Source organism: Frigoribacterium sp. VKM Ac-1396, from assembly GCF_015350895.1.
GTDB lineage: Bacteria > Actinomycetota > Actinomycetes > Actinomycetales > Microbacteriaceae > Frigoribacterium.
In genome coordinates this window covers 210,462-223,851 of sequence record NZ_JADKSD010000004.1, presented here as the reverse complement: position 1 = coordinate 223,851, position 13,390 = coordinate 210,462, and the positions used below count along the sequence as shown (strand labels likewise).

14 protein-coding genes are annotated in these 13,390 nt (G+C 72.6%); 2 read left to right on the top strand and 12 right to left on the bottom strand.

The features are described from left to right. Positions 1-7 precede the first annotated feature (7 nt). Positions 8-706, bottom strand: a complete 699-nt coding sequence (locus ITJ55_RS16145) for a TetR/AcrR family transcriptional regulator (protein ID WP_228498741.1) — start codon at positions 704-706, stop codon at positions 8-10. A 213-nt stretch (positions 707-919) separates the two neighbouring features. On the opposite strand from ITJ55_RS16145, the gene ITJ55_RS15670 reads away from it, so the two are divergent. Continuing rightward, positions 920-1,183 carry a hypothetical protein gene (locus tag ITJ55_RS15670; RefSeq protein WP_056261424.1) on the top strand — a complete coding sequence of 88 codons (264 nt, stop codon included), beginning with the start codon at positions 920-922 and terminating at the stop codon, positions 1,181-1,183. 205 nt (positions 1,184-1,388) lie between these two features. Here ITJ55_RS15670 and ITJ55_RS15665 read toward each other — a convergent pair whose 3' ends face one another. From ITJ55_RS15665 to ITJ55_RS15650, 4 genes are all read right to left on the bottom strand, one after another. Continuing rightward, positions 1,389-1,736 carry a DUF6036 family nucleotidyltransferase gene (locus tag ITJ55_RS15665; protein WP_194596234.1) on the bottom strand — a complete coding sequence of 116 codons (348 nt, stop codon included), beginning with the start codon at positions 1,734-1,736 and terminating at the stop codon, positions 1,389-1,391. Beyond that, complete coding sequence (locus ITJ55_RS15660; RefSeq protein WP_194596233.1) at positions 1,733-2,695, bottom strand: helix-turn-helix domain-containing protein; 963 nt, start codon at positions 2,693-2,695, stop codon at positions 1,733-1,735. The genes ITJ55_RS15665 and ITJ55_RS15660 overlap by 4 nt, the downstream gene beginning before the upstream one ends. A gap of 52 nt (positions 2,696-2,747) precedes the next feature. Then, entirely contained in the window at positions 2,748-3,017 is a 270-nt protein-coding gene (locus tag ITJ55_RS15655; RefSeq protein ID WP_194596232.1) for a hypothetical protein, read from the bottom strand. A gap of 73 nt (positions 3,018-3,090) precedes the next feature. Continuing rightward, positions 3,091-3,585: a MarR family winged helix-turn-helix transcriptional regulator gene (locus tag ITJ55_RS15650; protein WP_194596231.1), complete on the bottom strand. Its 495-nt coding sequence runs from the start codon at positions 3,583-3,585 to the stop codon at positions 3,091-3,093. Positions 3,586-3,867: 282 nt separating this feature from the next. Between ITJ55_RS15650 and ITJ55_RS15645 the strand changes: the two genes are divergently transcribed. Continuing rightward, entirely contained in the window at positions 3,868-5,166 is a 1,299-nt protein-coding gene (locus tag ITJ55_RS15645) for an NAD(P)/FAD-dependent oxidoreductase (protein ID WP_194596230.1), read from the top strand. Between the two features lie 229 nt (positions 5,167-5,395). Here ITJ55_RS15645 and ITJ55_RS15640 read toward each other — a convergent pair whose 3' ends face one another. The 7 genes from ITJ55_RS15640 to ITJ55_RS15610 all read right to left on the bottom strand — a co-directional run bounded on the left by ITJ55_RS15640 (position 5,396) and on the right by ITJ55_RS15610 (position 13,348). Then, entirely contained in the window at positions 5,396-6,106 is a 711-nt protein-coding gene (locus tag ITJ55_RS15640) for a hypothetical protein (RefSeq protein ID WP_194596229.1), read from the bottom strand. Positions 6,107-6,190: 84 nt separating this feature from the next. After that, positions 6,191-6,937: an NADPH-dependent F420 reductase gene (locus ITJ55_RS15635; RefSeq protein WP_194596228.1), complete on the bottom strand. Its 747-nt coding sequence runs from the start codon at positions 6,935-6,937 to the stop codon at positions 6,191-6,193. A gap of 182 nt (positions 6,938-7,119) precedes the next feature. Beyond that, complete coding sequence (locus tag ITJ55_RS16380; RefSeq protein ID WP_305038579.1) at positions 7,120-9,195, bottom strand: cell wall anchor protein; 2,076 nt, start codon at positions 9,193-9,195, stop codon at positions 7,120-7,122. 98 nt (positions 9,196-9,293) lie between these two features. Continuing rightward, positions 9,294-10,346 (bottom strand): hypothetical protein, encoded by a 1,053-nt coding sequence (locus ITJ55_RS15625; protein ID WP_194596227.1) that lies wholly within the window; start codon positions 10,344-10,346, stop codon positions 9,294-9,296. Positions 10,347-10,533: 187 nt separating this feature from the next. Further along, positions 10,534-11,217, bottom strand: coding sequence for a TetR family transcriptional regulator (locus ITJ55_RS15620; RefSeq protein ID WP_194596226.1), 684 nt, complete (start codon positions 11,215-11,217; stop codon positions 10,534-10,536). Positions 11,218-11,296: 79 nt separating this feature from the next. Next, entirely contained in the window at positions 11,297-12,697 is a 1,401-nt protein-coding gene (locus ITJ55_RS15615) for a LamG-like jellyroll fold domain-containing protein (RefSeq protein WP_194596225.1), read from the bottom strand. A 45-nt stretch (positions 12,698-12,742) separates the two neighbouring features. Beyond that, on the bottom strand, positions 12,743-13,348 hold the full coding sequence (locus ITJ55_RS15610) for a hypothetical protein (RefSeq protein WP_194596224.1): 606 nt from the start codon (positions 13,346-13,348) through the stop codon (positions 12,743-12,745). Between the last annotated feature and the right edge of the window lie 42 nt (positions 13,349-13,390).

The window sequence follows — 13,390 nt, the reverse complement described above, 5'->3', positions numbered from 1 at the left end:
GGCTGGGTCACAGCGCCTTTCGGTCGTGGTCGGCGGAGGGTGTCGGTGCGGCAGGAGGGGTCGGCAGAGCGGAGGGAGCCGCGGCGGTGCTCACGGCGAACAGCTCGCGGGCGATCGCCAGCTGGGCGTCGAGGACGGCGTCGAACCGCTCGTCGGCCCGGCCGTCGGCCGAGAAGAACCGTTCGAAGGCGCGCTGGACGAGGCCGGTGAGCAGGGTCACGGCGACGTCGATGCGCGGGTCGCCCTCGTCGAGCTCCTCGTGCGAGGCGACGGCGGCCACGACGCGCCGCCGCTGCTCGTCACCCTGTCGCATCATCGCGCCGAACAGGCGGGGCTCGCGGTCGAGGGCCGCCTTGAAGTCGGCGGCCTGCCCGCGGGTGAGGCCGACGTTCTCGACCCGCTCGACGACGAGGGCACCCAGGTCGTCGAAGACCGTGGCGAGAGCCGGGAGGCGCGGGTCACGTCGCGAGGACGCGTACGCGTCGAGCGCCTCGTCGTCGTCGTCCAGCGCGACGCCGACGACGACGTCCTCCTTCGAGGCGAAGTGGTTGAAGAAGGTGCGGCGCGAGATGCCCACCGAGGCGCAGAGCTCTTCGAGGGTGAAGCCCGAGAGCCCGTGCTCGGCGGTCATCCGTCGGGCCGCGGCGGTCAGGTCGAACCGGGTGCGGTGCCGACGCTGGGCGGTCTTGCCGGTGGCGATGGCCATCGCGCGCCTCCTCGGTCTCGTCGCTGTTCGTGGTCGGCGACGTCGCCGGGGCCGGATGGCCGAGATCGATGATTGCACTCCAGGGGCTTGAGTGCAATCTTGCTACCTGTGAACCCGCCGGGCGGTGGAGCTGCCTGGGGGCTTCGCGGCAGAACGGTCAAGGTCCGCTGGGAACGCCGTCGGTGGGCGGCACCCGTTGCCTACGCTGGCCGGATGAGTGCACCGAGAGCCCGCCGCGTCTGCCTGTCGGTCGCCGGTTTCGCCCTCGTGGCGATCGGTCTGGCCGTGCTGGCGTTCACCTTCGACTGGGACGCCCCGACGATGTTCGGCCTGCCCGCGGGCCTGGCGGGCTTCTCGCTGATGATCGCGGGCGCGATCGTCGCCGAGGTCGGCTTCCGCGGCGCGGTCAAGGCCAGGAGGCGCGAGGTCGCGATCCGCAGGCGCGCCCACGTCACCGACCTCGAGCGCACCTCGTAGCGATCGGCGTCCAACGGTCGGGTCATAGGCCGATCCGATAGCGCCCCAAGTACAGGACGAGGTCGTCGTAGTCGAGGTCGGGCACCGGATCGTCACGGATGACCGACCGGGCCACGGAGACTGCATCAGCGACGGATCGGACCCCGAGGTCGTCGAGCAGGTGCTGAATGTCGGCCTCGTCGGTGACGCGGGCCGCTCGCAGCTTCTAGGCCAGGAGGTGGCGACTGGACGCGACGCGCACGGTCAGACCGCCCGTCACGAAGGTCACCGCACCAGCGTCGTCCTCCGAGCCGACGGCGAAGCCAGCACCCTTCACGTTCATCCAGTCGGAAGGAAGGTCGTAGTCGAGCGCCATCGCGCTGACGACGTCCACGAGCTCGGCCCAGTCGCGTGACACCACGTCGATGTCTTCTGTGCTGCGATCCCGGAGGCGGGCGAGCGCCAGGGCGGAGCCGCCGAAGACGTAGACCGAGGCACGTCGCCCGACCGCCTCGAGACGGGCGCCGAGTTCGTCGAGCAGTTCACGGATGTCGTCCTCGACGAAGGCCGTCACGCCCGCTCCAGATCTTCTTCGGTGAGGACGAGGCCCCGATCGGCGAAGTCCCGCGGCGTGCGGGAGCGCCGCCTGGCTTCGTCCGTCGGATCGGGGTGCGCCGCCGCCGACCGGACGACCCAGGACGGATCGAGGGGATCGACCGAGGTCCATTCGGGCACGGGCAGCCCCCGGCCGCGAGAGGAGTGCGCCGTCAAGGCCGCCAACAGGGCGTCGAGCCGCACGTCACCCGTACCACCCGGCGCGCGCAGGTAGTCCCCGAGCGCCTCGGGGTCGTCCACGACGCGGAACGAGGCATCGGCGTGCAGGATCACCCGCAGAGCCCAGTCGAAGTCACCGTCGCGAAGCGCGAGTCGAGCCTCGTCGGCCGCCGAGCGGGCGCTCGGCCGACCGAGCTGAGCCATGGTCGTCCGCGCACGGGGTGTGCGCTCGCGCCACGACCGCCGGGCCGACGAGAGGACGCCTGCGGCGCGGCGGCGTTCGAGCCCGCGCGACCGTTCGAACGAGCGGGCGACCTCGACCAGTTCGTGACGCGTCGTGGCCAGCGACAACGTACGAGCGAGTTCGTCGGTCGTCGACGAGGCGATCAGCGATCGAGCCGATGAGAGCGTCCGGCGGCTGGCCGACGGGCGACCGGTCGTGCCCGTGAGCTCGGCGAGGGCGACGTCGGCGAGCAGGTGGCCGGGCCGCCCCGCGGCGGGCCTCGCGCCCGCTCGTGAGTCAACGGCATCGTCCGAGAGCACGAACCGCCCCCCGACGCGACGAGCCGGAAGCACGCCGGAGGCCGCGAGTTCTCGCACTCGTCGAGGACTGATGCCCAGACGTCGGGCGGCTTCGGTGGTCGACATCATGCGCAAGAAACCCTCCTGTTCGGGAGGTATTTTTGCACGGAACGCCGAGCTCGTCCAGCCGTGCGCCGAGGTCGTGACGCGCTGGGACGAGTCGCCGGATGCCGACACACCACCGACCGATCGTCGGTCGCACCTGCGTCAGCCCGAGACGCGGTCGGCGTCAGACGGTCATCCACTTGATCGCCGGGTAGAGCACCCGGGCGATCTTGCGGGGGCACGGGAACGAGGTCCGCGTGCCGTCGTGCTCGGCCAGGGTGATCACGGGCTGGTCGGTGCCCGGTGCGTAGTCGACCGTGGCCAGCGAGTCGGCCGCGATCTCGCGCGTGGTGGGCCGGCCGGCGGTGTCACGCAGGACGTAGACGAGACGGTCGTCGTGCACCTGCATGCCGTGCTGCGCGTCGCCTGACGTCCAGGTCACCGAGAGTCTCACGAGGCGACCCTAGCGGTTCGCGGGCGGGCACGGCCCGGACCGACGCCGGGACGAGGAGGCGCGGCCGCGCCCGTCACGCCACGAGCGACCCGAGGGCGGTGCCCAGGTCGCGGAAGACCGCCTCGGCGACGGGCCTGCGCGAGGCGGGCAGCGCCTCCTGGACGGCCCGTCCGTAGAGGGCGCCGGCGTCGTTGACGCCCGCCGAGCCGTCGGCGGTCAGGGCGAGCACGAAGCTGCGGCGGTCGGTCGGGTGCTGCAGTCGGGTCACGAGGCCGGCGGACTCCAGGCGGTCGGCGAGGGCCGTCATCGCCCCCGACGAGAGCCCGAGCGCCTCGCCCACCTTCTTGGGCGGGGTGTCGCCCTGCACCGACAGGTGCACGAGGGCGAGGAAGTCGGTCGAACCGACGCCGATGCGCTTGGCCAGCTGGTCGTTCGCGAACGCGATCTGCGACTGCAGGTGCTGCAGCGCGATGAGCACGGTGGCGACGTCACCACTCTGGGGCTCGACGGGTCGGGACTCGTCGGTGCGGTGTGCGGCGGGCGCCGGGGTCGTGGGTGAGGGGTTCATGGGGTCTCCGGGGGTTCGGGTGCCACCGCGATCGGGTCCGGGCCTGCCTCAGCGACACGTGTCGCTTTGACGGCAAGCAACTCGACCAGCGAGTAGTTCGACGAACGTAACATCCCGTGCCGTGACCGACAAGACCCCCGGACGGGCCGGGAGCCGGGCACGACGGGAGGGTACGGGCGGGCTCGTGAGGCGAGTAAACTCGCGGCGGACTCGCCGGGCGGGTCCGGCCAACCGGGGTCGACGACGATCCGACGACACGATCGACATCGCAGGAGCACCCCCATGACCGCAGACACCCGTCCCCACGTCGTCATCGTCGGCGGCGGCTTCGCCGGCATCGCGGCGATGAAGTCCTTGCGCGACGCCGACGTCCGCATCACCCTGATCGACCGTCACGTCTACAACATGTTCCAGCCGCTCATGTACCAGGTCGCGACCGGCGGCCTCAACGCCGGCGACGTCACGTACTTCTTGCGGAGCCTGCGCTCGAAGCAGTCCAACGCCGAGTTCCGCCACGGCCTGCTCACCACCGTGCGTGCCGACGACCGCATCATCACCCTGCGCGACGGAGAAGAGATCGCCTACGACGCCCTCGTGCTCGCCAACGGCGTCAACACGAGCTACTTCGGCACCAAGGGCGCCTACGAGTACGCCTACTCGATGTACTCGCGCTCACAGGCCCTGCGCATCCGCGACGAGCTGTTCACCCAGCTCGAGAACGCGGCGGCCTCTCAGGGCAGCGGCGAGGTGCGCGTGGTGATCGTCGGCGGCGGCGCCACCGGCGTCGAGATGGCGGGCGCCCTGGCCGAACTACGCGACCAGGCCCTCAAGGACGCCTACCCCGAGATCGACGCGTCGAGCATCACGATCACCCTCGTGCACCGCAGCGCCGAGCTGCTCAAGCCGTTCTCGCCCCGCCTGCGCAAGTACGCGGCCAAGGTGCTGCGCAAGCGCGGCGTCGACCTCCGCCTCGACACCGGCGTCGAAGAGGTCCGCCCCGACGGCGTCGTCACCGCGGACGGCGAGTTCGTCCCGGCCGAGCTGGTCGTCTGGGCGACCGGCGTCGCCGCCCACGCCGAGGTGGCGGGGTGGGGCGTGCCGCAGACCCACGGCGGTCGCATCCAGGTCAACGACGACCTGACCGTCAAGGGCCTCGACCGCATCTTCGCGGCAGGCGACATCGCCGCCACCGACGACGCGCTCGCCCAGTTGGCACAGCCGGCCATCCAGGGCGGCGAGCACATCGGAGAGCAGATCGTTCGGATGCTCGCGGGTAAGAAACTCACGAGCTTCAAGTACCACGACAAGGGCACCATGGCGACGGTCGGCACCAACGCCGCCGTCGTGCAGCTGCCGAGCGGCATGACGATGACCGGGCCGGTCGCCTGGCTGCTCTGGGTGTTCGTCCACATCACGAGCCTGCTCGGCAACGGCAACCGCCTGTCGACCCTGACGCACTTCTTCGTGCGCTACCTCTGGGCCCTGCGCAAGCGGGCGATCCCCATCGTCGGCGACGTGCGCCCGGTCCGCCCGAACGGCGACCGCGCACCCGAGCAGTGGCAGACCGAGAAGGTCGAGTAGCAGGCCGAGAAGGTCGAGCAGCAGGCCGACCCGGCCGGGTCGGTGGCGGCTCGCGTGAGGTGAGCTGCGCCTCCTGGTCGACCGGGGGCACACGCGGAGAACCCCGTTCACGAAGACGAACCCCGTTTTCTCGGGGTGCATCTTCGTGAACGGGGTTCGAGGCCGTTCCGGGCCGGGCCGGCAGGTAGCCGGCCAGGCGGGCCAAGCCGGCGGAGCCGGCCAGACGGCACTACTCCGTGGCGGCGGTGATCTTCGCGACGCCGACGAGCATCTCGTCCTGGACGGCGTCGGTGTTGAAGGTCTGGTTCAGCAGGGCTGCGGCGTCGGGGCTGATGTGGACGGTGGTGCCCTCGAGGACGGCGTTGGTGCCTTCCATCTGGATGGGCTTGAGGGTGCCGCCCCAGAGGTTGAACAGGTAGGCGTCTTCGGCGGCGACCTGGCCGTTGGCGGTGACGGTGCCGTAGAGCTTGCTCTCGCCCGGGTCGATGCGGAAGTCGGTCAGTTCGACGACGGTGTCGCCGGCGGTCAGGGACAGGCCGGAGCCGTCGTGGTCGATCTCGCCCTGGACGTAGGGTCGGACGTCGCCGTTGGGGTCGTAGTAGTCGACGTTGCCGCCGGTGATCGGGAACGCGAACGTGCCCGTGGCGGAGTCGAAGGTCGCGTTGCCGACGACACCGGGGGTGAGGCCGAGGCTGGTGAGAGCTTCGACGAAGGACGCGTCGACGGTGACCTGGGTGTCGACACCGTTGCTGAGGTCCGCGATCGAGGCCAGGGGGGTGGCCTCGGCGCTGGGCTCAGAAGAGGCCGACGCGGACGAGGACGAGGTGTCGGTCGACGAACCGGAGTCCATCGAGCACGCGGCGAGGCTGAAGACGAGGGCGCCCGAGGCGACCAGGCCCAGCGTGGCCTTGGTGACGTTCTTGCGGGTGAAGGCGTTCATGGTGGTGCTCCTTGTCGTTGGTCCCGGTGGGGATGTACAGGGTTCGCCACCGGTGCCGAAAAGGATTGGAACGCATCGACTTCGTTACCCGGCCGTGACCTCTGAGGGTTCGTCGACTGACTGGGCCGGGGCTCCGTCGGGGTGCGTGGCCCACCCACGAGCCCGGGCCACGGTCAGGCCTCGCTGCGACGACCAGAAGCTCCGCACCGTGTCGGTCAGCTCGGCCGCCCCAACGTCAGCGCCGAAGGCCAACGAGCCCGGCTCGAGCGCGATGCCGTCGGCCAGGGTGGGCAGCGCGACGGCGTCGAAGCCGACGGCGTCGACGAGCGCGGCGACGACGTCGAGGGCCGCTCGGTCGTCCGACGCGAGGGCGATGGCGCTGCGGTCGGGGTCTCCGGCCGGCAGGGCTCCCTCGTCGAGGTCGTGGTAGCCCATGTGGTTGAAGCCCTTCACCACGCGGGACGCCGGCAGGTGTCGCTGGACGAGTTCGCTCGTCGAGGTGCGGGCGTCCGAGAGGTCGTCGCGGAGGCCGTCGGTCTCCCACCAGTAGTTCATGGCGTCGACGACCACCTTGCCCGCGAGGGCCTCGACCGGCACGGAGTCGAGCTTGCCGAGCGGCAACGCCAGCACGACGACGTCGGCCTCACGGGCGGCGTCGGCCGACCAGACCGCCCGGGCACCGGGCGCGATGACGTCGACGATCAGCCGGATGCGCGCGGGGTCGCCCGAGCCGGCGAGCAGGACGGGGTGGCCGGCGGCGTGGAGCAGGCGGGCGAGGACGGTGCCGACCTTGCCCGCGCCGAGGATGCCGATGGTGGGTGCAGACGTCATGTGTCGTGCAACAGGCCGGACCGCCAGTCGATTCCGCACGATGTGCCGCGACGGGCCGACGCGGCGACGCGGCGACGCGCACGGCGGTGCACCGCAGGCCCCTGAACCAGGTCTGCGGTGCACCGTCGGTGTGGAGCGTCGCTCAGGTGCGAGCGGCGCGAGTGCGTGTCAGGCGCGAGCCGTCATGCGCGGGCCGAGCGGCGGCGGGCCGCCACGAGCAGGCCGAGCCCGGCGAGCAGCGCCAGCAGACCACCCGTGAGCGGGGCGGTCGCGTCGCCGCCGGTGAAGGCGAGCGACGAGTCCGCCGCGAGGGCCGAGGAGGCGCGGGCCCCCGAGGCGAGGACGCTGCGGTCGGTCGCTGCCGCCGTCACGAGCACGGTGCCGGTGGTGCCGGTCGTGGACTCGGTGCCGGTCGTGCCGGTCGTGACCACGGTGCCGTCGGTGCCGGGCGTGGTCGTGCCGTCGTCACCCGGGGTGGTGGGCGTCGTCGGGTCGGTCGGGTCGGTCGGGTCGAAGGGCTCGGCCGGGTCGACGGGGAACGTCGGGTCGGTCGGGTCGGTCGGCGTGGTGGGGTCGGTCGGCGTGGTGGGGTCGGTCGGCGTGGTGCCGGTCGTCCCGCCCGTGGTGTCGCTGTCGCCGACGACCGAGACGGCGTTGCCACCGATGGTCACGGGCAGGCCCACCGACGGCACGACCTGCGTGCCACCGAGGATGCCGTCGTCACCCGACGTGCTGCCGCCCGTGGTGCCGGTGCCGGTCGAACCGGAACCGGTCGTCGTCCCCGTGCTGGCCGAGTCACCGACGACCGAGACGGCGTTGCCACCGATGGTCACGGGCAGGCCCACCGACGGCACGACCTGCGTGCCACCGAGGATGCCGTCGTCACCGGACGTCGTGCCACCGGTGGTGCCGGTGCCGGTCGAACCGGAACCGGTCGTGGTGCCCGTGCTGGCCGAGTCACCGACGACCGAGACGGCGTTGCCGCCCACGGTCACGGGCAGGCCCACCGAGGGCACGACCTGCGTGCCACCGAGGATGCCGTCATCACCCGACGTGCTGCCACCGGTGGTGCCGGTGCCGGTGCCCGTCGAACCGGAACCGGTCGTCGTCCCCGTGCTGGCCGAGTCACCGATGACCGAGACGGCGTTGCCACCCACGGTCACGGGCAGGCCCACCGACGGCACGACCTGCGTGCCACCGAGGATGCCATCGTCACCCGACGTGCTGCCACCGGTGGTGCCGGTGCCGGTGCCCGTCGAACCGGAACCGGTCGTCGTCCCCGTGCTGGCCGAGTCACCGACGACCGAGACGGCGTTGCCGCCCACGGTGACCGGGGCGGTCACGTCCGGGATCACCTGGGTGCCCCCGGCGACCGAGTCGTCACCACTGGTGACGGCACCGGTCGATCCGGAGCCCGTCGGACCCGTGCCGGCCGCGGGTGCCGTCGACGTGCCCGTGCTGCTGCTGTCGCCGACGACCGAGACGGCGTTGCCACCCACGGTCACGGGCAGGCCCACCGACGGCACGATCTGCGTGCCCCCGAGGATGCCGTCGTCACCGCTCGTGGTGCCGGCGCCGGCGGTGGCGTCGTCCGCCGCGCCTCCTGAGGGGGCATCGGTCGTGCTGCCGGTGCTGGCCGAGTCGCCCAGCACCGAGATCGCGTTGCCGCCGACCGTGACCGGCAGGGTCACGTCGACGACGGCCTGCGAACCCGAGCCGACCGAGTCGTCACCCGAGGTGGCGGCCGGAGCCGGGGCGGGAGCAGGAGCGGCGGGGGCCGCCGGTGCGGCGGCGGGGGCCGTGGCTCCCGTGCTGGACGAGTCGCCCAGCACCGAGACGGCGTTGCCGCCGACCGTGACGGGCACGTCGACCGAGACGATGCCCTGGCTGCCCGAGAGCAGGCCCGAGTCACCGCTCGTCGTCGTGACGGGCGCGACCGGCGCCGCCGGAGCGGAAGCGACAGGAGCAGCAGGTGCGGCTGCAGGTGCGGCAGGTGCGGCGGCGGGTGCAGCAGGTGCTGCAGCAGGCGCCGCGGCAGGCGCCGCAGCCGGTGCCGCGGTGCTGCTCGAGTCACCGAGCACACTGACGGCGTTGCCGAAGGCCGAGACCGGGGCCTCGACGACGGCGCCGACCTGGGTGCCCGAGAGCAGCCCGTCGTCGCCGGTGGTGGTCGCCGCGTTCGCGGCGGTCGTTCCGAGGGCCCAGATGCCCCCGACGAAGAGCGCTCCCATGAGCCCTCTCGAGACGTACTTGTTCATGGTCTTCTCCAAGAGATGAGGTGTGTGGTGCCGCGTGGTCGCGGCGGGGTCGCTGATGTCGCCGGCAGCCGGGGGCTGCAGGGGCGACGCGACCTGCCTCAGTCGGGAGAAGAGTCGGTGTCGTACGCAGGCGTCGACGGGAGGTCGTCGTCGCCGTCCGCGGACCCCGCCGAGACGGCGAGTCCGGGAAGCTGGGAGGCGCGGGTCGCGTCGATCGCGACGGCACCGCCGGTCGCGCCGCCGCCCGAGGCCTGCCCGTTCGCGCTGCCGCCGGTGGTCGAGGGCAGGGCGGGTGCGCCGTGGTCGTCGCCCGAGGGCGAGTGCGCAGGGCCGGGGGCGGGCGCCAGGGGCGCGGTGGTCGAGTCGGTGACCCGGGTCGAGCCGGAGGCGATGCGGTCGCGGAGCGTCGCGAGGGCGTGCGCGCCGACCGACGTGGTCGACGACGCGTCGAGCTCGGCGGTGGCGTTCGACCCGGCGGCCGCGAGGTCGCCGGCCGAGGAGCCGAGGGCGTCGAGCGAGTCCGGGTTCGAGCCGACGAGAGCGCCGTCCGCGGGGAGGTCGCTGCCCAGCCGGGGCGTGATGCCCTCGGGCACGACCGGCGGCACGATCGGGGTGGCCGGGGCCGCCGCCGCGTCACCGACCGCGGCGAGACCGTCGTCGACGACGCCGGTCAGTGGGTCGGTCACGGTCGCGACCGGAGCAGGGCCGGCGACGGCCGACACCACGGGCACGGCCGCGACGACCTGGTCCACGGTCTGGGCGACGGGCGCGACGACCGACGAGACGGGTGCAGGGGCCGCGACGTGCTGCACGACCTGGGGCACCACGGGCGCGGCGGCCTGCACGACCTGCTGCACCGGGGGCGCGACGGCCGTGGCCTGGACGGCGACGTCCGTGACCTGCGACACCGCGCCTCCTGCGGTCTGACCCACGGCGGCCACGGGGGCGTCGAGCGAGCCGGCGACCTGGCCGACGGCCGAGGTCACGCCACCGAGGAGCGACGAGGGGGCTTCGTCGGCCGAGGCCGACGTCGACGAGAACGCAAGTCCGAGGCCCACCAGGCCGACGGCGGCGAGCCCCGAGAGGCCGAGGAGGCGCACGAGACGGAGCGGGGCGGGTCGCCTCGTCGTCGTCTCGGCCGTCTGATCCACGGCGCACCTTCTTCGGTCGCGTCTCCAGCCGGGTCGGTCGGGCCCGGCGGCGGGGTGTCTCACCCCTGCACCACGCTGGTAAGACGCGATGTGCCGTCTTTTCTACGCCGACGATCCCCCGTTGTCCATGAGGTCGCCTCAGATGTACCCCGATCCCGTCGAGATCGTCCCGGCGACCATCGGGGCGTCAGACCAGTTCGAGGTCCCAGGCCGGGGGCACGTAGACCGAGCCCCAGCCGGCCCGCAGCCGCGTCACCGCGCGATCGAACGACGCGACGACGTCCATGTCTCGTCGGACCATCGACTGCAGCTGCAGCCCCTCGTAGAGGGCGATGAGTTGCTCGGCACCGCGCGACGGCTGCATCGTGTCGGGCTCGCGCCCGACCTCGACGTCGCGGGCCAGCGAGGCGTGGACGAGCCGGTAGAACTGCTGCCATTGGTCGTGCAGCAGCGGGGCCGCCGGGTGGCCGGGGGTCGCCGCGACGTTGACGACGGCACTCAGCAGACGCATGAGCGCGGGCTCGGCGGCGTTGGCCGCGACGATCGCGCGCAGCAGGGCGATCGTGCCGTGCGTCTGGGCGAGGGGCATCAACGGCCGCGTGCGGCGGCCGACCCAGAGGTCGACCGTCGCGAGGACGAGACCGTGCCAGTGGGTGAACTCGTCGCGCACGGTCTTGGCCGAGAGGCCGGCGGCCTCGGCGACGAGCTCGAACGTGGCCTCGTGGAACGCGTGGTCGGTGAAGACGCGCATCGCCGCCTCGACGATGGCGATGCGTCGCTCGACGGCGGCCGAGGGGGCCCCGAACGGGGTGGTGGGGGTGGGCGACGCGGCGGGGGTCAGGGCCGGGTCGGAGTGGGTCTCGTGGATCACGGATCGACGTTACGGAATCCCCGCGCCGCGATCGACGCCCAGTAGGGGGCACACGGGGTCGCGGTCTGGGGCCCCGTGGTCAGCGGCCTGCCGAGTACCGGGCGCTGACCTCGGCCGGCGTCGAGACCACGTCGAGGACGGTCGTGTCGTCGAGGTCGCCCTTGTAGTACTTGCTCGTCGGCGACGACGGCCAGGACACGCTCACCGCGTCGTAACCGATGCGCCAGTACCCCCTGGCGTTCTCCGCCGCGGACTGGGTCGACGACGCGACCTGCGTGCCGTCGACGTAGAGCGCCATGCCCGAGGGACCGAGGGTCGCCGTCGCGAGGTGCCAGGCACCGTCGGCGTAGGCCCGCGGGCTCTCGATCGTGAAGTAGCCGCCGCTGTAGACCCCGAAGACCAGGGTGCCTTTGTCGGTGAGGTAGAGGTGGCGGTCGTACTGGCTGGACGCCCCGGCCTGGCTGTTGCCGAAGCCGATCAGTTTGCCGCCCGTCGTCGTGGTCGTTCGGAACCAGGTCTCGACCGTGAAGACCTGCGGCCCGTCGAGCGCCTGCGCGGTGGTCACCTGCCCGCTCACGCCGTCGAGCCGGAGGTAGGGGCTGTCACCGGCCGCGCAGGTGCCGTCGCGGATCGTGGCCCCTTGCGTGAGCGTGCCCGTCCGCCCGTTGCCGCTGGCGTCGCGGGCGGTCGTGCCGGCGCCGTCGTTGAACTGGTAGGCGAACCGTGCCTGGGCCGCGACCGGACGGTCGAGGCAGGCGAAGCGCGAGGTGGCGAGGGTCGCGCGCGTCGACGTCGTGGCCGAGAAGGCGGCGTGGCTCGACCCGACGACGGCGAAGAGCACGGCCACCCCGGCGACCACCGTGAGCACCGCGCCCGACACGCGCGCCACGCGGGTCCGCCCCGTCGGTGGCGTCCTCGCCCGGTGGCGTGAGAGGGCGAGCGGGTCGGCCACGTCGTCGGTCGCCGGCTCGAGCCGGGTGGCGGCGAGCAACAGCAGCACCACGAGCGACACGACCAGCACGCCAAGGGCACGGTCGCCGCCCTGCCACAGCATCGCCGAACCGATCGCGGGGACGAGCAGCACGCCCACGCCGCGGACGGCCTCGGTCGGGACGAGGCTCGAGTCGACGTCGGCGTTGGCGTCGCCCCGCAACCGCAGCCCGTCGTCGGTGGTGTCGACGAGCCGGTGCAACCGCAGGGCGCCGGCACGGTCGGGGTCGTCGACGAGCAGCACCTGGCCCGCGTCGAGGTCGTCGACGGCGACGGGCATCGCCACGACGACGTCGCCGGCGACGATGGCGGGCGCCATCGAGCCCGAGACGACGGTGGTCGGCGACCAGCCCCACAGGGCCGGGACGGCCGCCCAGAGCAGGAGGCACACGGCCGTCGCGAGGACGACCCGCGCGGTCGTCGCCAGGCACAGCGCACCCCAGAACGACAGAGCGGTTCGGCTCTGCGGGCTCGTGGTGGCGGTCGTCATGGCGGCGTGGCCGGGCTCGGAGGTCGACGGGGGTCGACGACCGGGTCAGCGGGTCTGGGCCTCCCAGGTGAAGGCGATCGCGGCGCGGGAGTCCTGACCGGAGTTCGGCGTCGACTGGTTGAGCGTGTAGGTGAACTTGAACGACCGGGACTCAGGGGTCGTGCCGGCGGGCGACCAGGTGGGGGCGCCGTTCGCGTACCCGGTCCGCTGGCTCGCGAAGTCGGCCAGCGTGCCCGAGAAGACCTGGGCGTTCTGCGAGGAGGGGGTGAACGAGTCGCACGAGGTGCTCGACCCGCCGGTGCCCTGCTGGACGGTCAGGTCGAGGTACGACGAGAGCGAGTTGGTCGTCGTGGCCGACGTGCCGTAGAGCCGGACCGCCGAGGGCACGCTGCCCTTAGAGGTGACGGTGATGCACTTCGTGCCGCTGTCGCCGGGCACGAGGTTCGAGGCCGAGAACAGGGCGACGTCGGCGTCGTCGTCCGTGAGCTGGACGGCGCCGGTCGACCAGTTGCTGGTGGGGTTCGAGGTGGTGGCGGAGAACGCCGAGTACGAGGCCGTCGAGATGATGGCTCCGGAGGCGATGACGGCGACGGGCACGGCGGCCCAGCGGGCACGGCGCGTCCAGCGGGCGCGACTGATCGATCGGGACATGTCGGGGAGTCCTTCGGGTGGGGTGCGTCGGGCCCCCGTGGT